We start from the raw sequence: 22,257 nt of genomic DNA, 5'->3' as shown, positions 1-22,257 counted from the left end.
CCAACATTTGATTTAGAACCATTTTTTCAAAATCCTTACTTCTTCGTCTCCATAAAAACTCACTTGAAAACACCTCTCTCAAACAACGTCTTATCTGTTCGTTTGTGATATACTTATAGGAATGAATGAAGCGAAAAGAAAGGGGAGCGGACGGTTGAGTTATCAAGCTTTTTACCGGGTATACCGGCCTCAGACATTCCACGAAATGTCAGGACAGAAACACGTAAAACAAACACTTCAAAACGCTCTCCTCCATAACAAAACGACCCACGCCTACTTATTTTCAGGTCCCCGCGGAACTGGAAAGACGAGTGCCGCTAAAATTTTTGCGAAGGCATTGAATTGCGAGAACGGACCCGCCAAAGAACCGTGTAACGAATGTGAGACGTGCCGAACGATCACAGAAGGATCGAATACAGATGTAATTGAATTTGACGCAGCGTCCAATTCTCGTGTTGAAGAGATGCGGGACATCATTGAAAAGGTCCGATATGCACCGGCTTCTTCCAAATATAAAGTCTACATTATCGATGAAGTGCATATGCTTTCCAATTCAGCCTTCAATGCGTTGTTGAAAACGTTGGAGGAACCACCTGCACATGCGGTGTTTATCCTAGCGACAACGGAGCCGCACAAACTGCCGCTCACAATTATTTCTCGCTGTCAGAGATTCGACTTTAAGCCTATTACAGCCGTTGAAATTGTGGAGCGCATGACGCACGTTTTAAAAGATGCAGACATTGAAGCTGACGCCAGCGCACTAAAAGTAATCGCGCAAGCAGCTTCAGGTGGGATGCGGGACGCACTCAGCATGCTGGACCAAGTTGTCTCTTTCAGTGGTGATCGAGTCACTGCAGAAGAGGCGCTACTCGTCACAGGATCTGTTGGGGAAGATATCTTCCACCAGCTTGCAGAAGCTTTGCTCACGAAAGATGCTGGTGCTGCACTGACATTGTTGAATCGTCTCATTGCAGAAGGAAAAGATGTCTCACGTCTAGCGGAGGATTTAATTACGTTCTTCCGAGATTTACTGTTATTGCGGACGGCGCCTGATCTTACAGACTTACTGGAAGTCGTTTCGGGTGATGAACGTTTCGTTGCCTTAGCACAAGCATTTGAGCCAGATACTTTGTACGCTTATATCGACATTCTAGGAGAAACCCAACAAGAAATGCGTTTCTCTAATCATGCGAAAGTGTATATTGAATCTGCATTATTGAAGATGGTGCAAACGCGCGGCACTTCTAATTCAGGAACAAGCGGAACAGCAGCTTCTCCTGAACTGGAGCAAAAGATTGCTACACTGGAACGGATTGTTGGAGAATTGCAGCAACAACTTGCTAACGGCGCGGGACATGCTGCACAAGCGGGCGAGAAAGCACCAACTGCACGCAAAAATTCATCCAATAATGCCCGTGCATATAAGATTCCGACCGGTAAAGTCCATCAAGTACTCAGTTCTGCGACTAAGCAGGACATTCAAGTGATCCGGGAAGAATGGGCACGCATGATGCAGACGATGCAACGTTCGCATTCCGCACTTCTAGAAGAAACAGAGCCAGTAGCAGCATCGGATAGCGCGTTTGTGTTAAAATTCAAATATGAAATCCATTGTCTCATGGCGTCTGAAAATGCATCCCTCCGTTCAGGTCTTGCGGAAGCGTTGCGTCAACAAACAGGCAAAGCCTACGACGTAGTTTACGTCCCTGAAGAGGGATGGCTTAAAGTTAGAGAGGATTTCATCCGTAAGAGTGGGATGTCTAAGCAATCATCTCAAACAGAGGAGAACTCCGCGACTAGCGGTGAACCAACTGATGTTTCAGGGTCTGAAGAACCCCCGGCGTTCCTTGATGGCGCCGAACTGACACAAGAAGACCCGGTCGTGTCGGAAGCAGAAAAAATATTTGGTAAAGAATTTATTACCGTCCATGACGAGTAACTTAACTTAAAGAGGAGGAAACAAGAATGCGTGGTATGGGAAATATGCAAGGTATGATGAAGCAAATGCAAAAGATGCAAAAGCAAATGGGTGAAGCTCAAGAAAAACTAGGTGAAGAGCGTTTAGAAGGTGCAGCAGGCGGCGGTATGGTGAAAGTGATCGTCTCAGGCGACAAAAAAGTTGTCGAAGTCATCGTGGACCCATCAGTCATCGATCCTGAAGATGCTGAAATGTTACAAGACCTGATTGTTATTGCAACTAACGATGCAATGGAAAAGGCAGAAGAATTAACGAACTCTACGATGGGACAATTCACGAAGGGATTGAACCTTCCAGGGATGTTCTAGGAGGCAAAACCATGCATTATCCTGAACCGATATCTAAACTGATTGACAGTTTTATGAAACTGCCAGGCATCGGCCCGAAAACTGCGGGCCGGCTGGCATTTTTTGTGTTGAGTATGAAGGAAGATACAGTGCTCGACTTTGCGAAAGCATTGGTTGATGCCAAACGTAATCTAAGATTTTGCTCCGTGTGCGGACATATTACAGACATCGATCCGTGTCATATTTGTCAGGACCAGTCGCGAGACCGCTCCCTCATTTGTGTAGTCCAAGATCCGAAAGACGTTATTGCCATGGAGAAAATGCGTGATTACAAAGGACTTTATCATGTTTTGCATGGTGCAATTTCGCCAATGGATGGTGTGGGCCCAGAAGACATTAACGTCCCCGACTTGCTGAAACGTCTACAAGACGAGGAAGTCGAAGAGCTAATTCTTGCAACAAATCCGACGATTGAAGGCGAAGCGACTGCTATGTACATTTCGCGCCTCGTGAAACCGTCTGGCATTCCAACGAGTCGAATCGCTCACGGGTTACCAGTTGGTGGAGATCTGGAGTACGCCGATGAAGTGACGCTGTCTAAGGCATTAGAAGGGCGGCGCCAACTGTGAAGCGGTCCGGTGGACTATTCCGTCGGAAGCACAAGTTAAAACGAGAATATGATGAAAAGTTACGGACATTGATGGTAGATACACGAGAAGAGTGGGAACAGGCGAAATCGATTGAAAAGTATGCGGATGATTTCGATCAGGAAATCGTGATTCGAAAAAAAATCGCTGAAAGCAATCATTTCTATTTGTACAAAGAAGCTAAAATTAGAAATCTTGGCATCGAGTGAACTAAACAACGATTGCTTTGCATAGACTGCTAGTAGTCTATTGTAAAGGGGGCAACTTCTGCTATGAAAGTTGCTATAATTCTTGCACTCGGTGTTGTCCTGCTCTTCGTTCTGCGTTTGACCAAGCCCCAACTGCAAACAGCGGCTGAAAAACTGTCCATTTTATGGTTTAGACTCGCTTTTGCGTTTTTAATTCTATTCATCCTCAACATCGCAGGCGGGTTTGTTGGGTTGTACGTGCCGATTAATATTGGATCAGGCTTTTTACTGGCAGTGCTTGGTATTCCAGGATTGGCTTCTTTACTAGTCCTGGCAGTTTTCCTGTAAGGATGAATAGTTGAAAGATGTCCTACCACGAAGTCAGCCAATGTGTGCTGACTTTTTTTACATAGAAGATGGAGCAGTATCTCATGAGGAAGGAGGAGAAACGAATGGATCATACAAAAAAACCTGTAGTGGAAGCACTACAGACCTTTCTAGGGTCACAGCCTGTATCTTTTCATGTACCCGGACATAAGCACGGCTTGCTTTCTGGACTACCTGAGGATCTTAAAGCTGCACTACGATACGACGTAACGGAATTGACGGGGCTGGATGATCTGCACGCACCTACTGAAATGCTCGCAGATGCACAAATGATGTTGGCGGATGTATATGGAGCGGATCAAAGCTTTTTCCTAGTAAACGGTTCTACAGTTGGCAACCTTGCAATGATCCGCACAGTTTGTGCACCGGGGGATACATTGCTCGTACAACGCAACGCACACAAATCCGTGTTTCATGCAGTAGAGTTGGCAGGTGCACAAGCTGTTCTGCTTACACCGGAGTGGGACGAAGCAACTTGCACAGCAGGCGCAGTTTCAGCAGCAACTGTTGAAGAAGCGTTAGAACGGTATCCAGATGCAAAAGGCGTAGTGGTTACATACCCGACCTATTACGGAACAACAGGTAGTGACTTGCAGACAATTGTTGAAAAATCGCACGAAAAGGGTATACCTGTACTGGTAGATGAAGCGCATGGTGCGCATTTTGTAGTAGGTACTCCATTTCCTGCACCTGCGCTTAGACTCGGTGCAGATATTGTTGTTCAATCGGCGCACAAAACATTGTCCGCGATGACCCAAGCATCTTTTCTACACGCAAACTCACAGCTAGTAGATATAGACCGATTGACGCGCATACTTTCCATGCTACAAACAAGTAGTCCATCGTATGTGTTGCTAGCATCTCTTGACGATGCCCGGGCGATGATTGCTACCTATTCAGAGGATGACAAGCAAGCATTTCTCGTATGGCGTGGTGAATTTATCGATCAGCTCGGTAAGATTAAAGCGCTTGAAGTGATCGAGACAGAGGATCCATTGAAAATTCTGCTACGACAAAAAGAAGCATCCGGCTATACACTTCAGCATTCATTGGAAGAGGTGGGGGTCTATACAGAACTCGCAGACGAACGACAAGTGTTATTCGTACTTCCTTTGCTACCTGAAGCGATTTCATACCCAATTCAATCCATTTGCGAAGCAGTCGAGTCAGCGGTACAACTTTTGGAAAGAGACTCTGTGCAGGTTCCTGAAAAGGATGAATCGAATGAGGAAGAGTCACGTAAGTTGATAATTACAACGAGTTCCCATTCAAAAAAAGATACGGAATGGGTGCCTGCAGAGTCTGCAAATGGATTTCAAGCAGCTGCAGCAATTATTCCCTACCCACCAGGAATTCCACTGGTCTTAAGCGGAGAGCAATTGAATGCACAACTAATTCAAGAGGTATGTCATATGATGGATTCAGGGGCAAAGTTTCAAGGAGCAGTTCGAGTAAATGGACCAGCAACGGAATTTGAAGTGTTGAGTGCACAAGGAGAAGATTGGAATGGCTAAAGGATTATTCATCACATTCGAAGGACCAGAAGGCGCAGGGAAAACGACGGTCATTAAAGAAATTTATAACCGTTTGCAACAACAAGGAAAATATTCGGTTTTAACACGGGAGCCTGGCGGAATCCGAATTGCAGAGAAAATCAGAACGATTATTTTAGATAATGATCATGAAGAAATGGATGGTCGGACAGAGGCGTTATTGTACGCAGCTGCAAGACGACAACATCTTACCGAAAAGGTCATCCCTGCTCTGGAAGAGGGTGCGATTGTCCTTTGCGATCGGTTCGTTGATAGCTCTCTCGCGTACCAAGGGTATGCAAGAGGTCTAGGAATCGATGAAGTGCTCGCGGTTAACGAATTTGCGATTAATGGACTCATGCCTGACCATACAATTTACTTTGACTTATCCCCGGAAGCCGGTTTAGCAAGAATTGCAGCGAGTGGTGACCGGGAGCAAAATCGTTTGGATAATGAAAAGCTGCAATTTCATAAAGACGTCGCAGAAGGTTACCGTCTCGTACAGAAACGGTTTCCAAAACGGATTCAACCCATTGATGCCAGTGGTTCAGTAGAAGAAGTTACAGAAATTGTCTGGAAAACGATTGCATCATTCATTTCTTAAGGCATTTCATGATATAATAAAAGAAAGCGGAAAAGGAGAGATACCTCGTGAAACTTATAGTGGCAGTAGTACAAGACCAAGACAGTAATCGACTTTCATCGGCATTGACGAAAGGTGACTTTCGTGCAACGAAATTGGCAAGTACAGGCGGATTTTTGAAATCAGGGAACACGACGTTTTTGATCGGTACAGACGATAGTCTTGTCCCGAAAGCGTTGGACCTCATTCGAGATAACTGTCGTTCGCGTGATCAAATGGTAGCTCCCGTCTCACCAATGGGCGGAAACGCTGACTCCTATATCCCATATCCAGTTGAAGTTGAAGTCGGTGGCGCAACGGTTTTCGTTCTGCCAATTGAACAATTCCGTCATTTCTGATTCATATCGGAGTGAATTTTAATGAAAGTTAATAATGAGTATCGCACGGGTCTCGATAAATTGCGTAACGACCCGTTAAAGTCTCCTCAAGGTGGGGAGCGATTTGGTCAAATGGTTCAAAAACAGGAATCACGCCTGCATGGAGAACAGATTACTCGCCTACTTGGCGACATTTCCAGCGCAGGTGACCGGCTTGCCCGGTCTCGTAACTTGCGGGATATGGCTAAATTTAAAATGCTCGTCAAACGTTTTCTAAAAGAGTCTGTCGAAACCGGTCTAGGTCTGAAGCAGTCACATACGTGGAACCAGTACGGAGAAGGACGGCGGCTGAAAATTGTTGAGACAATTGACCAGAAGCTAATCGAATTAGCGGAACAATTGCTTCAAGATGAAGAGTCATCCGTGGAACTTCTCGCTAAAATTGGTGAAATCAAAGGACTTCTCATCAATCTATATACATGAGGACGTTTTCTGATACATAAGAAAACGTCTTTTTTATACGAAAGGGGGCAGCCGTATGGAAAATCAGTTAAACAGTCGAATCGCTACCGAACAGCCGGCAGTTGCTGCTAGATTCAGTGCTGCCTACCGCAATCATCGGATTGGTCATGCTTATATATTTGATGGTGAAAAAGGGATTGGGAAACAAGAGGCTGCATTATACTTCGCCCAATTATTATTGTGTGAGCAACCAAACGAGAATGTTCCATGTGGAACATGTAGCGCCTGCAAGCGCGTTGCTTCAGGAAATCATCCAAACATTTTAACGATTGAACCTGATGGTCAAGACATAAAAAAAGAACAAATGGCAGGATTACTCTCAGTTATGACGAAAAAGGGATATGAGAGTGGACGCCGTATTTATATGATTGATTATGCTCATCGAATGAATACAGCCGCAGCTAATGCACTTCTCAAATTTTTAGAAGAACCTGAAGGAGATGTAACGGCAATACTGCTGACAGATGCCTATCATATGGTATTGCCTACAATTCAGTCTAGATGTCAGCGTATCTCTTTCCTTCCACCACAGCGGGAACAGCTGTTGGAAACCTTGAAAGCTGAAGGGGTTTCTCCATCACTTGCAGCTACGGTAACTTCACTTACTGCAGATTCAACCCGTGCTGCTGAACTGGCATTAGACGAGCAGTTTGTAAGTTTGCGAAAAACAGTGGTAAAATTAGTTCAAGCCATCGATTTGAACGTGACAGATGCATTATTACTCATCCAGTCTGAATGGGCACCATTCTTGAAAGAAAAAGTAGATACCGAGATGGGGCTGGACTTGCTTCTGTACATGTACCGTGATATTGTGGCGAAGAAAGCGGGACTGTCTGCAATACCCGCATACCCGGATTTAGATGAATTCATAACCAGTCTAGCAATGAAAATGACTTATGATCAGTTGTCCACAATCTTGGAATCAGTTTTGCAGGCAAAAAAGCAATTGCATCGCAATATGCACCGGACGCTTTTAATGGAGCAATTGGTGCTCAGTATGCAGGAGGGGTTATTCGTTGTATAACGTTGCAGGAATCCGCTTTAAAAAAGCGGGTAAAATACATTATTTTGACCCAATGGACTATGACTTGAAAGTCGATGATTACGTAATCGTCGAATCTGCACGTGGTACAGAGTATGGGAAAGTGGTTAGCATGATGGTGGATATGGATGGTTCAGACTTAGTTCTGCCTTTAAAGAAAGTGATTCGTCCCGCCAGCAAAGAGGATAAGGATAAGGTGGAAGAAAACCAACTGGATGCCCAAAAAGCATTTACTACATGTGTCGCCAAAATCCAAGAGCACAAACTTGATATGAAACTTGTCGATGTGGAATATACATTTGATCGTAATAAAGTGATTTTCTATTTTACAGCTGAAGGTCGAGTCGATTTCAGAAACTTGGTGAAGGACTTAGCATCTATCTTCAGAACTCGGATTGAGCTACGCCAAATCGGTGTAAGAGATGAAGCTAAAATGCTTGGCGGAATTGGTCCTTGTGGCAGAATGCTTTGTTGTTCTACATTTTTAGGTGATTTCGAACCGGTTTCTATTAAAATGGCAAAAGATCAAAATCTATCATTGAATCCTTCAAAGATTTCGGGGTTATGTGGAAGATTGATGTGCTGTTTAAAATATGAAAACGATGAATATGAGGAAGCCAAAGCACTCATGCCTGATATTGGTGCACGTATTGAAACGCCAGATGGCTCAGGGAAGGTTGTCGGTCTAAACTTACTTGAGCGTTTGCTGAAAGTGAAGTTAACCGACCAAGACCAAACACTTGAATATGCTTGGGAAGAACTGTCGAAGAAGACGGGACAGCCCGTCAATTGATGAAGTGATGAGGTGACAAAGTTGAAAGAAGGGAACTTTCTCGATAAGGTAATCGAATACGAACAACAACTCGACTCTATGCACAAGCAATTCCGTGAAATAATCGGTTTTGTTGCCAAGATGACGGAAGAAAACCATTCACTTCAACTTGAAAATCATCATCTGCGCGCACGTCTGGACGAGTTGGATCAACAAGCTGCTACTGACAAAAAAAACGCAGAACGCTCGCAACGGGCAGACGTTGGCGAAGGCGTAGACAATTTGGCTCGTATTTATAATGAGGGATTCCACGTGTGCAATGTCCATTATGGAAGCACCCGTAAAGGTGAAGATTGTCTGTTTTGTCTCTCGTTTCTAAGTAAACAAAATTTGTGAATTTTAGCCGATCCCTATTACTATCTAGGTGTCGGTTTTTCTATATTATGAAGTCACTATTCTCTTAAAGGAGTATCCGATGGAACCAATTGAATTACGAGGTGACGAACGCCTCGATTACTTACTTGCAGAAGATCTGCGAATTATCCAGAGCCCATCTGTTTTTTCATTTTCACTAGATGCTGTACTTCTGTCACGTTTTGCTTATATGCCCATAAGACGCGGAAAAATCGTGGATTTGTGCGCAGGTAATGGCGCAATTCCGCTGTTTTTAAGTGCACGAACCTCAGCGGATATTATAGCGGTGGAGTTGCAAGAACAACTAGCGGATATGGCAAGTCGTAGTATTGCTTATAATCAGCTGGAGCAGCAGATTACAATGCTATGTGACGACGTCATTGGTATCGCCTCTAAAATAGGGTTTGATCAATATGATGTAGTGACATGCAATCCACCGTACTTTAAAGCGTATGAAAATAGTGAACAAAATCAAAAAGAACCGCTGACCATTGCTCGGCACGAGGTAAAACTGACTCTCGATCAAGCGGTTCGTTCTGCGAGTGAATTACTTAAGCAAGGCGGGAAAGCAGCATTTGTCCATCGTCCAGGAAGGTTACTGGATATTATAACTTCGATGAGAGCGAATCGGCTGGAGCCGAAGCGTATTCAATTTGTATATCCGAAAGAAGGAAAGGAAGCGAATACGTTGCTAATCGAAGCGACGAAAGATGGGAAGCCTGATTTGAAGATACTTCCGCCGCTATATGTTTATCAACAGGACGGTACGTATACTGAAGAAGTGAGGAAATTGTTGTATGGAACAGAAGCATGACCATCTGTTTTATGTACTTGAATGTAAGGATGGTTCCTACTACGGAGGATACACAACGGATATAGAACGTAGGGTTGCCATGCATAATTCAGGTAAAGGAGCAAAATATACGAGGGCAAGAAGGCCTGTTCGTTGCATTCATCACGAAAAGTTTGAGACGAAGCGGGAAGCGATGCAAGCTGAGTACCGTTTCAAACAGTTGACGCGACCCGCTAAAGAACGGTATTTGGAACAAGAGGAGGCAGGGGAATGATCACACAAAAAAGTGCGGAATACGAGAAGGGTGTACTGTATTTAGTTGGTACACCAATTGGGAATTTGGAAGATATGAGTTTTCGTGCTATCCGCATTTTAAAAGAAGCAGACATGATTGCGGCTGAGGATACTAGAAATACTGTGAAGTTATCGAATCACTTTGAAATTGACACGCCTTTCATGAGTTACCATGAGCACAATCTAGAGGTGGGGGGGAGAAAGATTTTAGAGTTGTTGGCAGATGGTAAAACCGTTGCGCTCGTGAGTGATGCCGGGATGCCTTGTATTTCAGATCCTGGTGCTGATATTGCAGAAAAAGCAATCGCAGACGGTTATGCAGTCGTACCTGTACCTGGACCGAATGCAGCCATTAGTGCATTAGTTGCGTCGGGTATTCCTGCGCAGCCCTTTTTGTTTTTCGGTTTTTTAGATAGACAGAAGAAAAAACGTCGTATTCAGTTGGAAGCGTTACAGAATCGACAAGAGACTTTACTCTTTTACGAGGCCCCTCATCGACTGAAAGATACGTTGCGTGCATTGAAAGAACAGTTTGGACCGAATCGGCGTATTACACTTGCGAGAGAACTAACAAAACGTTATGAAGAATTTGTTAGGGGTACAGTTGAAGAGGCACTTAACTGGGCAGAGTCAACAGAGATTCGCGGAGAGTTTTGTTTAGTCGTAGAAGGCACAGATGAGGTGAAATCAGAAACTGAGGAAGTATGGTGGAGTGCGTTAACTCCGGTTGAACACGTTGAACAATTGATAGAACAAAAAGGATATACATCAAAAGAGGCAATTCGTGAAACCGCAGCCGATCGGGGTGTGAGTAAAAGGGAGATTTACCAGGCATATCACGTTGAATAAAAAAATAACATTTGTGCCTACTTGAATAGGCACAGATGTTATTGAAATAAAATCATTAAATCAAGACATTTTGTCTTCGATTTCAGCAATAAGTTGCTTAGCACCTTCAGGACTAAGAATCAGTTTACCATCGATGAGTGTTAAGTTGTCATCTGAAACTTCTCCAGTTACTGAGCATGTCATGTTAGGCATGTATTTCTTCAAGATGATTTTGTCGTCATCCACATAAATTTCTAGTGCGTCTTTTTGAGCTATGCCGAGTGTCCGACGTAATTCGATAGGGATAACTACACGACCAAGTTCGTCGACTTTACGTACGATTCCAGTAGATTTCATATCAGGTTTCCTCCTAAAGTAAAATGGTGATTCGTCAGATTTCGACATTTTTCTCTTGTCTGTCTATTATCATACCAAGTCTTCCAATTAACGTCAATAGCGAAGCCTATAAACTATTTAATGAATAATAGATACATGAAAAACGCACATAAATGTGAATGAAAGTTGCAGATTTTGAGTGGCTAGAAAGTATTTTACATAAAACTTTCTTAAAATTAAAAAGAGGTTGACTTTCCGTGTTACTCACTTTATAGTTGAAAATAATTCTTGCACAATCGAATAGCAATACATCACTTTCTTATCCAGAGAGATCGAGGGGCAGGCCCTATGACATCTCGGCAGCGGGTTCATTACACATGAACACTGTGCCAATTCCTGCAAATGCTTTATGCATTTGGAAGATGAGAACGGAGATGGTTTCATATTATATTGAAGCCCTCTTTTTTCTCGTTCTAATGAGAAAAAAGAGGGCTTTTTTCGTTCAACCAAAAGAAAGTTCGATGACTGCGCTCATTGCTGCACAGAATCATTACAGTAAGAAAAGGGGGCCCAGCATGATTGAATTTAAACAGGCGGTTAAGACATTTAAACTAGGAAAGCGAGAGGTGACGGCGGTTAAGGACGTGAGTTTGTCCGTTGCACAAGGAGAAATCTTCGGAATTATCGGGTTTAGTGGTGCAGGGAAAAGTACATTGCTTCGACTCGTTAATATGCTGGAGCGTCCGACCACGGGTTCTATACAAGTACAAGGAGTAGACCTAGCAACACTTTCTCAAAAAGATCTAAGAAAGCTTCGTCGTCGAATCGGGATGATTTTTCAGAACTTTAATTTGTTTACATCCCGAACGGTTGCAGGGAATGTGGCATACCCACTAAAACTTGGGGGCGTAGCGAAAAAAGAAGTGACTGCGCGAGTAGCAGAACTATTGGACTTTGTGGGACTGTCTGATAAAGCGAATGATTACCCGGAACAACTTTCCGGTGGTCAAAAACAGCGGGTGGGTATCGCAAGAGCACTCGCTACATCGCCTGATATATTAATTTGCGATGAGGCTACCTCAGCTTTAGACCCGGATACGACAGCTGACATTCTTAGACTACTAAAAAAAGTGAACAAGGAGCTTGGAATTACGATTCTACTGATCACACATGAGATGCATGTCATTCAAGAAATATGTGATCGTGTCGCTGTGATGGAGGATGGAGAAGTGATTGAAACAGGTTCTGTATTCGACACATTTACAAATCCACAGCATCCAACGACAAGACGTTTCATCCAGTCAGTACAACAGGATCGACCTTCAAATGCATTGCTTAAGGAGTGGCGTGCAAAGGGAGGGAAAAAACTGTATCGAGTGATTTTTAAAGGTGAAGTAGCTGGCGATCCAGTTCTCTCAAGGCTCACTCAAAAGTTTGGTGTGAATTTCAACATTGTTTATGGATCCATACGTGAACTGCAGGAGAAGTTTTTTGGGAATTTGTTAGTTTCATTCGATGGAGATGAGCAATCTGTAAGCCTACTAATTGCTTCATTGAAGGAAAGCGTAGAGATTGAGGAGGTTGCTGTTCATGAAAGTTGATTGGACCACATTTTGGCCAAGAATTATAGAGTCGACCGGTGAGACAGTTCTCATGGTCATTGCAACGCTCATCTTTGGCTCAATATTAGGAATAAGTATCGGTTTACTGCTTTACGTAACGAGAAAAGGAAATATTTTAGAAAAGCAATGGGTGTTTCAAACATTGAATATCCTCATCAATATCATTCGCCCGATTCCCTTCATTATATTCCTTGTTGCATTAAGTCCTGTTACAAGGGCAGTTGTAGGTTCCACAATCGGAACATGGGCGGCTATCTTTCCAATGACGATTGCAGCCTCTTTTGGAATCGCTAGGATTGTGGAAAATAACTTGGTAGGAATAGATCCTGGTGTTGTGGAAGCAGCTAAAGCGATGGGTGCAAGCCCTTTTCAAATCATTTTTACAGTTCTAATACCAGAGGCTCTCGGTCCTCTAATTCTTGGTTTAACATTTGTAACAATTAGTTTAATCGACTTCTCAGCAATGGCAGGTACCGTCGGAGGAGGGGGATTGGGACACGTCGCAATGACATACGGATATCAGCGTTTCGATGGAAGTGTCATGTTGGTTACGGTAGTCATTCTAATTATCCTTGTCCAAGTCGCTCAATGGATAGGAAACACGTTTTCCAGAAAGGTTATGAGACGTTAGTTTTTTGATCAAACACATACTTGGAGGAGATTATAAAATGAAGAAAGCAATTATCTACTTAGGAACTATTTTACTGTTATTAACACTTGGAGCTTGCAGCCAAAAGACATCGGGACAAGAAAAAGATTCGAAAACGGTGAAAATTGGTGTGACGGGGTCAGATGGTGAAGTATGGCCAATCCTTAAAGAGAAAGCTAAAGCAGAAGGAATTGAAATTGAACTCATCGAGTTTGCCGATTACACATTACCGAACCAGGCTTTAGCAAATGGAGATATTGACCTAAACTCATTCCAGCACATTGCATTTTTAAGTCAGTTCACAAAAGAGAATAATGCAGACTTAACACCAATTGGTGCCACAATCATTGCTCCGATGGGGATTTACTCAGAAAAGCTGAAGTCAATTGACGATATTGAAGATGGAGCACGTATCGCAATCCCAGATGATCCATCTAACCAAGCACGCGCTTTGAAATTACTAGAATCCGCAGGCTTGATTAAACTAGCAGATAATTTCGGATTGTTCGGAGATCCGTCGAAGATTGTCGAAAACCCAAGAAAACTCGACATTTACCCAATAGTAGCCCAACAAACTCCGCGCGTACTGCCTGATGTTGCCGCGTCTGTCATTAATAATGGAGTAGCTGGGCAAGCAGGGTTTGATCCGGTGAAAGATCCTATCTATTTAGAAGACAGCAGTGATGAAAATACATTGCCGTATGTAAATATCTTTGCAGCTAGGTCAGCAGATAAGAACAATGAAACCTATCAGCGAATTATTGAGCTGTATCATGAAGAAGATGTGAAAAAAGCGGTGGAGGCAGATACAAATGGCGGTTCTGTCGTAGTTGATATTTCAAAGGAAGAGTTACTAAAAGTCTATAAAGGACTATAAGGGAGGAAAACTATTATGAGCACAATTATTTCTAATCGTGATGTTATTGTAAATTCAATTGAATCGAACCGGGATCTATACATTCAAACGAGTCAAGAAATCCATGCCACACCTGAAATCGGCAACCAAGAATTCTTTGCTAGTGAGAAACATGTCAAGCTATTAAAGGATGAAGGTTTTGAAGTTACAACGGCTGTTGCTGGACATGAAACATCATTTTACGCGGTGAAAGACAGTGGTGTTCCAGGACCCACCATCGCTTTTCTTGCAGAATACGATGCACTCCCGGGATTAGGCCATGCGTGCGGGCATAATATTATTGGTACAACTAGTGTAGCTGCTGGGATTGCTTGTTCAAAAATACTATCCGAGAGTGGAGGACGGATCGTTGTGTTGGGGACGCCTGCTGAAGAAGGAGGCCCGAATGGAAGTGCAAAAGGAAGTTTCGTCAGACATGGCTACTTAAAAGGTGTCGACGCAGCACTTATGATTCATCCATCTGGGAAAACAGCATTGACGAGTGAGACATTAGCTGTTGACCCGCTAGACTTCCATTTTTACGGAAAGTCTGCACATGCATCAGGTTCACCTGAAAAAGGAATCAATGCATTGGACGCGGTTATTCAACTCTTTAATGGAATAAACGCACTTCGTCAGCAGCTTCCATCGGATGTAAGAATCCACGGAATCATTACACATGGTGGAGATGCTCCTAATATAATTCCGGAATACGCATCCGCACGATTTTTCATCCGAGCGGAAACGTGGTCAAAAACCGAGGAAACTTCTGCTAAGGTTCGAGCTATAGCTGAGGGTGCAGCACTTGCAACAGGAGCTAAAGTTGAAATAAAACGATTCCAAAATGAAGTCAAAGATTTTGTATTGAACTCTGTATTAGATGAAGTTTTACATGAGGAATTAGAAACGTTCGGTGAAGTCGTTCATACTGATAAGAAAATAGGTAAGGGTTCTACAGATGCCGGGAATATTAGTTATGAGGTTCCGACTGCGCATCCTTATATAAAGATTGGCCCAGATGACTTAGTTGCCCATACGGATGAGTTTAGAGAAGCCGCAAAATCACCTGTTGGAGATGAAGCGCTCATAAAAGGTGCAAAGGTTTTGGCGTCAACGGGCTATAGACTGTTAACAGACGCTGAGCTTCTGCATCGTGTTAAGAATGAATTTGAAAAAAGTTTGAAAGAAAAACAATAAGGTCACTTATAAGAAATTCATCTGTTAAATTGAATCGAGACTAACAAACAGTTTATTCTTCCTTATTCAGGGAAAGAATAAGCTGTTTTTGAATTGGAGATAGTTAATAGTAAAGGGAAATCCGCTCTTTATTTCAAAAAAGGTCTGGATGTGTCAAGGGTTCAAGGATTACATTGCCCAGAATAGTATTTGAAAAACATTTAAATGATAGTGAAGGTACGGATTTTCTGTGAAATCGATACAATCTTTACACACCTCACCATAGCTAAATTATCAGAAGTTCGATAAAATGAAATAATCGATAAGGGTACAGGAGGAATTGCAGTGGCTGAACAGAAAAAGACATTTTATATTACAACACCGATTTATTATCCAAGTGGTAAATTTCATATTGGTACGGCGTATACAACCGTGGCATCCGATGCGATGGCACGTTACAAAAGACTCCGGGGATACGATGTACGCTTCTTGACGGGAATGGACGAGCACGGACAAAAGATTCAAGAAAAAGCAGAAGAAGCAGGACGTCCTCCTCAAGAATACGTCAACGACATCGCTGACTATGCAAAACGTATATGGAAGTTGATGGACATTACGTATGATGACTTCATCCAAACAACAGAAGAGCGTCATAAAAAGACTGTCCAGAAGATTTTCCAAAAGTTTCTCGATAATGGAGATATCTATAAAGGGGAATACGAAGGGTGGAAATGTATTCCGTGTGAATCCTATTTCACTGAAGCGCAGCTAGTGGATGGGAATTGTCCAGATTGTGGGCGTCCTGTAGAACGCATAGCTGAAGAGTCATATTTCTTTAACATGAAAAAGTATTCCGATCGCCTTCTTCAATATTACGAAGAAAATCCAGGGTTCATCGAGCCGGAATCTCGTAAAAACGAAATGATTAATAACTTCATTAAACCGGGTCTTGAGGACTTATCCGTGTCGAGGGTTTCCTTCGACTGGGGCATTAAAGTGCCAGGAGATCCGAAGCATGTCATTTACGTATGGGTCGATGCGTTAACCAACTACATTACATCACTTGGATACTTGTCGGATGATGATTCGCTATTTAACAAGTACTGGCCAGCTGACGTTCAAGTGGTTGGTAAAGATATCGTTCGATTCCACACGATTTACTGGCCGATTTTCTTGATGGCATTAGACTTACCTCTGCCGAAGAAAGTATTTGCACACGGATTCATCATGATGAAGGACGGTAAAATGTCCAAGTCTAAAGGAAATGTCGTCTATCCAGATATGCTTGTAGAACGTTACGGCCTGGACGCGACTCGTTACTTCCTATTACGTGAACTACCGTTTGGTCAAGATGGAACGTTTTCTCCAGAATCATTCGTTGAACGAACAAATTATGATTTAGCCAATGACTTAGGAAACTTGTTGAACCGCTCAGTTTCTATGATAAACAAATATTTTGATGGTGTGGTGCCTGTTGAACTCACAGAGCCAACGGAGTTTGATGAAAGTCTTCAATCCGCAATGACATCTACTGTGCAAAAGTATGAAGAGTCTCTTGAGAAAATGCAGTTCAGTATTGTGCTTTCCGAGCTATGGTCACTCGTATCCCGAACGAATAAATATATTGACGAAACGTCACCTTGGGTTCTTGCAAAAGAAGAGGCAGATCGCGGAAAGCTTGCCTCTGTAATGGTCCACTTAGCACAGTCACTACGCCATATCGCGGTGATGTTACAACCATTCATGACTGAGTCACCGAAAAAGATTATAGAGCAACTCGGCTTAGACGAATCCCGATTGGCATGGGACACGTTAGGCGATTTCAATACTATTCCAGAAAACACGAAAGTTATTGAAAAGGGCGTACCAATTTTCCCTAGACTGGATAATGAAGTTGAAATTCAATACATTAAAGAACAAATGGCGATTACCGCTCCTAAAGAAGCAGAAAAAGAAGAGCCTAAGGAAGAAAAATTGGTGGAGGAATCTCCTGAAATTACAATTGACTCATTCAATGCCATCGATTTGAGAATTGCAACGGTAACTGCGTGTGAAAAAATACCGAAAGCGGACAAATTGTTGAAGTTGCAAGTCGACTTAGGTTATGAGCAGCGACAAGTAGTTTCAGGTATTGCTGAACATTACGATCCAGACCAATTGGTTGGACAAAAAGTAATTGTGGTAGCTAATTTAAAACCCGTTAAATTGCGGGGCGAATTGTCTCAAGGGATGATATTAGCTGGTACGTCAGACGGAGTGTTAAAACTCGCTACAGCAGACGCATCTCTTGCAAATGGATCGCGTGTAAAATAATATAGGACAGCGGCTTTCTTCGGAGAGCCGCTGTTGTCTTTTGTTTGTAACCGTTTTGTAATGAAACTGCGATGTTTGTGTAAAGACAGGACAGTACACTATAACTTATGTGAGGCGATAGAAATGTTAATAGACACGCATGTCCATTTAAATGATAACCAGTATGAACAAGACATAGACCAAGTTATTCAGCGCGCACTTGACGCAGGTGTTGAACGAATGGTTGTTGTCGGTTTTGACCGCCCCACCATTACCAGAGCAATGGAGCTTACAGAAAAACATAGCTTTATATACGCGGTGGTCGGTTGGCATCCGGTTGATGCAATCGATTGTACCGAAGAAGATTTACAATGGATTGAAGAGTTAGCGGCACATCCGAAAGTTGTTGGAATCGGAGAAACTGGACTCGACTATCATTGGGATAAGTCACCGAAAGAGGTTCAGCAAGAACTGTTTCGAAAGCAAATACAACTTGCTAAAAAAGTGAATTTGCCGATTATCATTCATAATCGAGATGCAACAGCGGATGTCGTACAAATCTTGCAAGAAGAAGAAGCCGGAACAACGGGTGGCATTATGCACTGCTTTAGTGGAAGTGTAGAAACTGCTAAACAATGCATAGATATGAACTTTATGATTTCTCTCGGAGGCCCGGTGACATTCAAAAATGCCAAGATGCCGAAACAAGTTGCGACTGAAATTCCTCTCGAGTATTTGCTTGTAGAAACAGACGCACCGTATCTCGCACCCCATCCACATCGTGGTAAAAGAAACGAACCTGCATATGTTGCACTAGTTGCAGAACAAATCGCAGAACTAAAAGGAATATCACTCAAAGAGGTAGCTCAAATTACTACTCAAAATGCTATGAAATTATTTGCCATCAACTGACTTGATTTGCCGGGAGAATCACCCATTCTTTGAAGATAGGTGACTTCCGGCATTCCTATGCGGGAAAGTTAGAACGGTTGACAGCGTGAAATTGAGCCTATATAATCAGCCGAGTGAATAAGGAGGAGATTTTTTTCATGACGAAACGTACCATGGGAAACCAATTCTTTCAATCACTGAGGATACAAAAAATCGCAGCTGGCATAGCGATACTAGCGATTTTTATAACTGTTCTTTCTTTTGCTTTCTACGAAGGCACGAAGAAAAACATCACGCTTGAAGCGGGTGGCGAAACAGTAGAATTTAAAACACACGCGAAAACAGTTAAAGATGTACTGGCACAGCGTGATATAGAGATTGGGTCCCACGACGTAATTTCACCCTCAGCAACAACATCCATCAAAGATGGAATGACGATTGATTGGAAACAGGCAAAACCCGTTGCAATAAATATGAATAACGACTCAACGACGATTTGGACGACCAAGTCTACAGTAAAAGACATCCTTAATGAAGCGGGTGTGGAACTGGGAGATCATGATTCAGTTGAACCAAGCCTAGAGAGTAGAGTTGGTAATTCAGATGAAATATCGATTGACAAAGCCTTCCAAGTTACACTTAAAGACGGTGAGAAGTCTACAAAAGTATGGTCCACTTCGACTACGGTCGCTGACTTTTTAAAGAACGAGAACATTCAACTTAGTGAGTTGGATCGATTGGAAAGTGATAAGGAGCAAATGCTGCTACCGAAATCTGTTGTCTCAATTGTTCGTGTGGAAAAGGTCACCGATGTAGTGGAAGAGCCGACGGATTTTGACGTGAAAACACGTACTGACGATAGTTTACTGAAAGGACGAGAAAAGGTTGTCCGAGAAGGTGAAAATGGTAAAGTCAGAAAGAGATTCGAAATCGTCAAAGAGAACGGAAAAGAAGTATCACGTAAGCTTATGCGTGAGCACGTTGTCGCACATCCAAAAACTAAAGTAGTTTCTGTAGGTTCGAAAGTTGCGCTTGCAAGTGCAGCACCGAAATCTTCTACTGTGAAGACTAGTGTTTCACGTGGAAATGGAAGTGAGTCCGGCAAAGTGATGTATATGAACGCAACTGCTTATACAGCACATTGCACGGGATGTAGTGGGATTACGGCTACTGGCATTAACTTAGCTGCCAATCCGAACTTGAAAGTCATAGCAGTCGATCCGAGTGTCATTCCACTCGGTTCAAAGGTATGGGTTGAGGGCTACGGCTACGCAATTGCTGGCGATACAGGTGGTGCTATAAAAGGCAATCGTATCGATTTGCACGTACCTAATGACGCTGTTGCCAAAAAGTTCGGTAGACGTCAAGTAAAGATCAAAGTATTAAAGTAATAGCACGCCGCACATTCTATAGAGGTAGGTCCAACAATCCGCATGGCTTGAAACAAGCCATGCGGATTGTTGTGGTATTTACGTATTCTGTACAATAATGGGTACAGCCGTTAGAATTGAAGAAGACTTATTTTCAGGAAAGAGGAATACAGTGGATATAAAAGAAGTTATCGTCGTCGAAGGAAAGTCTGACACGATTGCCATAAAGCGGGCAACTGGAGCAGATACCATCGAAACTAATGGTTCAGCAGTCAGTCAAGAAGCCCTTACTAAAATTCGTCATGCTCAAGATACTCGTGGGGTTATTGTATTTACGGATCCGGACTATCCTGGTAGAAGAATCCGAGCAATCATCGAACAACAAATTCCAGAAGTTAAGCATGCCTTCTTAACAAGAGATCATGCGATTGCGAAGAACGGAAAAAAAGTTGGAATTGAGCATGCCACGGATGAGGACATTAGAACTGCTCTCCAAGCCGTCTACACAGTTGATACAACTATAATAGAAGAAACACCGCGCGAACTACTAATTGAAGCACGTTTAATTGGGCATCCTGAAGCTAAAAAGCGCCGTGATCGCTTAAGTGAGCTTTTGAAAATTGGTCATGTGAATGGTAAAGGACTCCAAAAACGGCTTACCATGTTTCGGATTAGTGAAACTGTGCTCATGCAGGCACTTTTAAAGATAGACGAGGAGGAACAAGAATGGTGAAAGACATCGCAACCCCCGCAAGAACAAAGGAAATTCTGGAAAAGCACGGATTTTCTTTTAAAAAAAGTTTAGGGCAGAACTTTTTGATCGACCCGAATATATTAAAAAACATCATTTATCATGCTGGTATCGATAAGCGATCGGGTGTCATCGAAATTGGACCGGGTATTGGTGCACTTACAGAACATATTGCACGTGCAGCAGGTAAAGTTGTCGCTTATGAAATAGATGATCGTTTGCTACCAGTTTTAGAAGATACTCTTTCTCCCTACTCAAACGTCACAGTCATTCATCAAGACATACTTGACGTTGATTTAAACGCGGCTATTGACGAACAATTCTCAGATGTTGATGAAGTGACCGTCGTTGCAAACCTCCCATACTACGTCACGACGCCGATCATTATGAAGTTTTTGATGGGCAAGGTACCCATTGAGCGAATGGTCATTATGATGCAACGCGAGGTGGCTGATCGTATCACTGCTGTTCCGGGCACAAAAGCGTATGGATCTCTCTCGATTGCGATTCAGTATTATATGGACGCAGAGGTTTCGATGGTTGTCCCAAGAACGGTGTTCATGCCACAGCCTAACGTAGAGTCTGCTGTCCTTCGTTTGTCGAGAAAAGCACACCCACCTGCTTCAGTTATTAATGAAGAATTTCTATTTCAAGTGGCGAGAGGATCTTTTGTGCAACGACGAAAGACCATCTTAAATAACTTACAAACATCTCTTCCTCAAGGAAAGGCGAAGAAGGAAGCAATCATAGCTGCACTCACTGAAGCAGGAATAGATCCAGTCAGAAGAGGAGAAACTCTTTCTATTGAAGAATTCGCGAACCTGTCGAATGCTTTGTATGAGGAGTTTTATAGTAGCGAAAAGTAAGGCATCCTGAAGTTATGACTATTTTAAGAAAAAAAGAATGTCGAAAGGTGAGAAATTGCTATAAAAGGATTGACAAAGAGGATTTCAACCTGTTAAAATTTAAATTTTAATTGACAGAACTTTTTAACTGTGTTATGATAATACACAGTGAGGTGGAAGCGACGTGCCAAAAACATTAGCGGACATTAAAAAGTCATTGGATGCTCACTTAGGAAAACGTCTGCACCTTCGTGCAAACGGCGGTCGTAAAAAAACGATCGAAAGAGCTGGAATCCTTCGTGACACGTATCGTGCGGTATTTGTAGTGGAACTTGATCAGGACGAAAATGCGTTTGAACGGGTATCATACAGCTATGCGGATATTTTAACTGAAGCAGTTGAAATAACGATACTGGACGGTGGAGACACCACAGCGTTTGAGATTAAATAGCACTTTTATCATTTTTGATTTATTTTTAAACAAAACACCTCCTACTTTCCTTTGAAAGTAGGAGGTGTTTTTTTGTGGTTCATGTTCATACTACACTTGTCAGCCAAGAAGGAGGAAACCTAAATGGCGAGAAGAAACGGCGTAATGTCTGAGCAACTTAAAGAAGAGATTGCAAAAGAACTTGGATTTTACGATGTGGTTCAACGTGAAGGTTGGGGAGGCATCAAGTCTCGAGATGCGGGCAACATGGTGAAGCGCGCAATTGAGATGGCAGGACAAGGTATGGCGGATAAAGATCGACCACAATAATGTTCATTGGACCTTGTACGACCCAA

At 42.8% G+C, this 22,257-nt stretch carries 27 protein-coding genes and 1 riboswitch; of the genes, 26 read left to right on the top strand and 1 reads right to left on the bottom strand.

Annotated elements, in window-relative coordinates:
* Positions 1-154: 154 nt before the first annotated feature.
* The 15 genes from dnaX (at position 155) to rsmI (ending at position 10,665) form a co-directional block, all read left to right on the top strand.
* Complete coding sequence (gene dnaX / locus RL70_RS09465; protein WP_039043169.1) at positions 155-1,939, top strand: DNA polymerase III subunit gamma/tau; 1,785 nt, start codon at positions 155-157, stop codon at positions 1,937-1,939.
* Positions 1,940-1,965: 26 nt separating this feature from the next.
* Positions 1,966-2,286, top strand: coding sequence for a YbaB/EbfC family nucleoid-associated protein (locus RL70_RS09460; protein ID WP_039043168.1), 321 nt, complete (start codon positions 1,966-1,968; stop codon positions 2,284-2,286).
* An 11-nt stretch (positions 2,287-2,297) separates the two neighbouring features.
* Positions 2,298-2,894, top strand: coding sequence for a recombination mediator RecR (gene recR / locus RL70_RS09455; RefSeq protein ID WP_039043167.1), 597 nt, complete (start codon positions 2,298-2,300; stop codon positions 2,892-2,894).
* Entirely contained in the window at positions 2,891-3,121 is a 231-nt protein-coding gene (locus tag RL70_RS09450; RefSeq protein WP_039043166.1) for a YaaL family protein, read from the top strand. The genes recR and RL70_RS09450 overlap by 4 nt, the downstream gene beginning before the upstream one ends.
* A 63-nt stretch (positions 3,122-3,184) precedes the next feature.
* The gene (locus RL70_RS09445; RefSeq protein ID WP_025783659.1) at positions 3,185-3,448 is read left to right on the top strand and encodes a pro-sigmaK processing inhibitor BofA family protein; all 264 of its coding nucleotides are present in this window, start codon (positions 3,185-3,187) and stop codon (positions 3,446-3,448) included.
* 104 nt (positions 3,449-3,552) lie between these two features.
* Positions 3,553-5,001 (top strand): aminotransferase class I/II-fold pyridoxal phosphate-dependent enzyme, encoded by a 1,449-nt coding sequence (locus RL70_RS09440; RefSeq protein ID WP_039043165.1) that lies wholly within the window; start codon positions 3,553-3,555, stop codon positions 4,999-5,001.
* Positions 4,994-5,623: a dTMP kinase gene (gene tmk / locus RL70_RS09435; protein ID WP_039043164.1), complete on the top strand. Its 630-nt coding sequence runs from the start codon at positions 4,994-4,996 to the stop codon at positions 5,621-5,623. The genes RL70_RS09440 and tmk overlap by 8 nt, the downstream gene beginning before the upstream one ends.
* Positions 5,624-5,670: 47 nt before the next feature.
* A complete protein-coding gene (locus tag RL70_RS09430; RefSeq protein ID WP_025783662.1) occupies positions 5,671-6,000 on the top strand; it encodes a cyclic-di-AMP receptor in 330 nt (109 codons plus the stop codon).
* Between the two features lie 21 nt (positions 6,001-6,021).
* Positions 6,022-6,462 carry a YaaR family protein gene (locus RL70_RS09425; protein WP_039043163.1) on the top strand — a complete coding sequence of 147 codons (441 nt, stop codon included), beginning with the start codon at positions 6,022-6,024 and terminating at the stop codon, positions 6,460-6,462.
* 55 nt (positions 6,463-6,517) lie between these two features.
* A complete protein-coding gene (holB, locus tag RL70_RS09420; RefSeq protein ID WP_052245888.1) occupies positions 6,518-7,525 on the top strand; it encodes a DNA polymerase III subunit delta' in 1,008 nt (335 codons plus the stop codon).
* Positions 7,518-8,336 carry a stage 0 sporulation family protein gene (locus tag RL70_RS09415; RefSeq protein WP_039043162.1) on the top strand — a complete coding sequence of 273 codons (819 nt, stop codon included), beginning with the start codon at positions 7,518-7,520 and terminating at the stop codon, positions 8,334-8,336. Before holB ends, RL70_RS09415 begins: the two co-directional genes overlap by 8 nt.
* Positions 8,337-8,357: 21 nt before the next feature.
* On the top strand, positions 8,358-8,711 hold the full coding sequence (gene yabA, locus RL70_RS09410; RefSeq protein ID WP_025783666.1) for a DNA replication initiation control protein YabA: 354 nt from the start codon (positions 8,358-8,360) through the stop codon (positions 8,709-8,711).
* Between the two features lie 79 nt (positions 8,712-8,790).
* Positions 8,791-9,543, top strand: a complete 753-nt coding sequence (locus RL70_RS09405) for a tRNA1(Val) (adenine(37)-N6)-methyltransferase (RefSeq protein WP_039043161.1) — start codon at positions 8,791-8,793, stop codon at positions 9,541-9,543.
* Complete coding sequence (locus RL70_RS09400) at positions 9,527-9,796, top strand: GIY-YIG nuclease family protein (protein ID WP_039043160.1); 270 nt, start codon at positions 9,527-9,529, stop codon at positions 9,794-9,796. The genes RL70_RS09405 and RL70_RS09400 overlap by 17 nt, the downstream gene beginning before the upstream one ends.
* Positions 9,793-10,665, top strand: a complete 873-nt coding sequence (gene rsmI / locus RL70_RS09395; RefSeq protein ID WP_039043159.1) for a 16S rRNA (cytidine(1402)-2'-O)-methyltransferase — start codon at positions 9,793-9,795, stop codon at positions 10,663-10,665. Before RL70_RS09400 ends, rsmI begins: the two co-directional genes overlap by 4 nt.
* A 60-nt stretch (positions 10,666-10,725) precedes the next feature.
* Here the strand turns inward: rsmI and RL70_RS09390 are convergent, their stop codons facing one another.
* Positions 10,726-11,001 (bottom strand): AbrB/MazE/SpoVT family DNA-binding domain-containing protein, encoded by a 276-nt coding sequence (locus tag RL70_RS09390; protein WP_025783670.1) that lies wholly within the window; start codon positions 10,999-11,001, stop codon positions 10,726-10,728.
* Positions 11,002-11,296: 295 nt separating this feature from the next.
* A riboswitch (SAM riboswitch) is annotated at positions 11,297-11,409 on the top strand.
* A 146-nt stretch (positions 11,410-11,555) separates the two neighbouring features.
* Between RL70_RS09390 and RL70_RS09385 the strand changes: the two genes are divergently transcribed.
* The 11 genes from RL70_RS09385 (at position 11,556) to RL70_RS09335 (ending at position 22,231) form a co-directional block, all read left to right on the top strand.
* Positions 11,556-12,581 carry a methionine ABC transporter ATP-binding protein gene (locus RL70_RS09385; protein ID WP_039043158.1) on the top strand — a complete coding sequence of 342 codons (1,026 nt, stop codon included), beginning with the start codon at positions 11,556-11,558 and terminating at the stop codon, positions 12,579-12,581.
* Positions 12,571-13,233 carry a methionine ABC transporter permease gene (locus RL70_RS09380; protein ID WP_039043157.1) on the top strand — a complete coding sequence of 221 codons (663 nt, stop codon included), beginning with the start codon at positions 12,571-12,573 and terminating at the stop codon, positions 13,231-13,233. Before RL70_RS09385 ends, RL70_RS09380 begins: the two co-directional genes overlap by 11 nt.
* 37 nt (positions 13,234-13,270) lie before the next feature.
* Positions 13,271-14,128: a MetQ/NlpA family ABC transporter substrate-binding protein gene (locus RL70_RS09375; RefSeq protein WP_039043156.1), complete on the top strand. Its 858-nt coding sequence runs from the start codon at positions 13,271-13,273 to the stop codon at positions 14,126-14,128.
* Between the two features lie 15 nt (positions 14,129-14,143).
* Complete coding sequence (locus tag RL70_RS09370; RefSeq protein WP_039043155.1) at positions 14,144-15,343, top strand: M20 family metallopeptidase; 1,200 nt, start codon at positions 14,144-14,146, stop codon at positions 15,341-15,343.
* A 324-nt stretch (positions 15,344-15,667) separates the two neighbouring features.
* Entirely contained in the window at positions 15,668-17,635 is a 1,968-nt protein-coding gene (gene metG / locus RL70_RS09365; RefSeq protein WP_039043154.1) for a methionine--tRNA ligase, read from the top strand.
* Positions 17,636-17,758: 123 nt separating this feature from the next.
* Positions 17,759-18,526, top strand: a complete 768-nt coding sequence (locus RL70_RS09360) for a TatD family hydrolase (protein WP_039043153.1) — start codon at positions 17,759-17,761, stop codon at positions 18,524-18,526.
* Positions 18,527-18,663: 137 nt separating this feature from the next.
* Positions 18,664-19,896 carry a G5 and 3D domain-containing protein gene (locus tag RL70_RS09355; protein WP_039043152.1) on the top strand — a complete coding sequence of 411 codons (1,233 nt, stop codon included), beginning with the start codon at positions 18,664-18,666 and terminating at the stop codon, positions 19,894-19,896.
* A gap of 151 nt (positions 19,897-20,047) precedes the next feature.
* Positions 20,048-20,608, top strand: a complete 561-nt coding sequence (gene rnmV / locus RL70_RS09350; protein ID WP_039043151.1) for a ribonuclease M5 — start codon at positions 20,048-20,050, stop codon at positions 20,606-20,608.
* Complete coding sequence (rsmA, locus tag RL70_RS09345; protein WP_039043150.1) at positions 20,602-21,492, top strand: 16S rRNA (adenine(1518)-N(6)/adenine(1519)-N(6))-dimethyltransferase RsmA; 891 nt, start codon at positions 20,602-20,604, stop codon at positions 21,490-21,492. Before rnmV ends, rsmA begins: the two co-directional genes overlap by 7 nt.
* A 163-nt stretch (positions 21,493-21,655) precedes the next feature.
* Entirely contained in the window at positions 21,656-21,922 is a 267-nt protein-coding gene (gene veg, locus RL70_RS09340) for a biofilm formation stimulator Veg (protein WP_025783693.1), read from the top strand.
* 123 nt (positions 21,923-22,045) lie between these two features.
* The gene (locus RL70_RS09335; RefSeq protein ID WP_025783695.1) at positions 22,046-22,231 is read left to right on the top strand and encodes a small, acid-soluble spore protein, alpha/beta type; all 186 of its coding nucleotides are present in this window, start codon (positions 22,046-22,048) and stop codon (positions 22,229-22,231) included.
* Positions 22,232-22,257: the final 26 nt, after the last annotated feature.

Origin of the sequence: Sporosarcina sp. ZBG7A (assembly GCF_000813425.1) — a bacterium.
In the GTDB taxonomy this organism is placed as follows: Bacteria; Bacillota; Bacilli; order Bacillales_A; family Planococcaceae; genus Sporosarcina.
The sequence above is the reverse complement of the archived record's forward strand: the minus strand, read 5'-3'. Positions and strand labels throughout refer to the sequence as shown.

Coding starts and splice junctions, on each gene's coding strand:
- RL70_RS09460 (WP_039043168.1), top strand. CDS start 1,966: ATGCGTGGTATGGGAAATATGCAAGGTATGATGAAGCAAATGCAAAAG.
- recR (WP_039043167.1), top strand. CDS start 2,298: ATGCATTATCCTGAACCGATATCTAAACTGATTGACAGTTTTATGAAA.
- RL70_RS09445 (WP_025783659.1), top strand. CDS start 3,185: ATGAAAGTTGCTATAATTCTTGCACTCGGTGTTGTCCTGCTCTTCGTT.
- RL70_RS09440 (WP_039043165.1), top strand. CDS start 3,553: ATGGATCATACAAAAAAACCTGTAGTGGAAGCACTACAGACCTTTCTA.
- tmk (WP_039043164.1), top strand. CDS start 4,994: ATGGCTAAAGGATTATTCATCACATTCGAAGGACCAGAAGGCGCAGGG.
- RL70_RS09425 (WP_039043163.1), top strand. CDS start 6,022: ATGAAAGTTAATAATGAGTATCGCACGGGTCTCGATAAATTGCGTAAC.
- holB (WP_052245888.1), top strand. CDS start 6,518: ATGGAAAATCAGTTAAACAGTCGAATCGCTACCGAACAGCCGGCAGTT.
- RL70_RS09405 (WP_039043161.1), top strand. CDS start 8,791: ATGGAACCAATTGAATTACGAGGTGACGAACGCCTCGATTACTTACTT.
- RL70_RS09400 (WP_039043160.1), top strand. CDS start 9,527: ATGGAACAGAAGCATGACCATCTGTTTTATGTACTTGAATGTAAGGAT.
- rsmI (WP_039043159.1), top strand. CDS start 9,793: ATGATCACACAAAAAAGTGCGGAATACGAGAAGGGTGTACTGTATTTA.
- RL70_RS09390 (WP_025783670.1), bottom strand. CDS start 11,001: ATGAAATCTACTGGAATCGTACGTAAAGTCGACGAACTTGGTCGTGTA.
- RL70_RS09385 (WP_039043158.1), top strand. CDS start 11,556: ATGATTGAATTTAAACAGGCGGTTAAGACATTTAAACTAGGAAAGCGA.
- RL70_RS09380 (WP_039043157.1), top strand. CDS start 12,571: ATGAAAGTTGATTGGACCACATTTTGGCCAAGAATTATAGAGTCGACC.
- RL70_RS09375 (WP_039043156.1), top strand. CDS start 13,271: ATGAAGAAAGCAATTATCTACTTAGGAACTATTTTACTGTTATTAACA.
- RL70_RS09370 (WP_039043155.1), top strand. CDS start 14,144: ATGAGCACAATTATTTCTAATCGTGATGTTATTGTAAATTCAATTGAA.
- RL70_RS09360 (WP_039043153.1), top strand. CDS start 17,759: ATGTTAATAGACACGCATGTCCATTTAAATGATAACCAGTATGAACAA.
- RL70_RS09355 (WP_039043152.1), top strand. CDS start 18,664: ATGACGAAACGTACCATGGGAAACCAATTCTTTCAATCACTGAGGATA.
- rsmA (WP_039043150.1), top strand. CDS start 20,602: ATGGTGAAAGACATCGCAACCCCCGCAAGAACAAAGGAAATTCTGGAA.
- RL70_RS09335 (WP_025783695.1), top strand. CDS start 22,046: ATGGCGAGAAGAAACGGCGTAATGTCTGAGCAACTTAAAGAAGAGATT.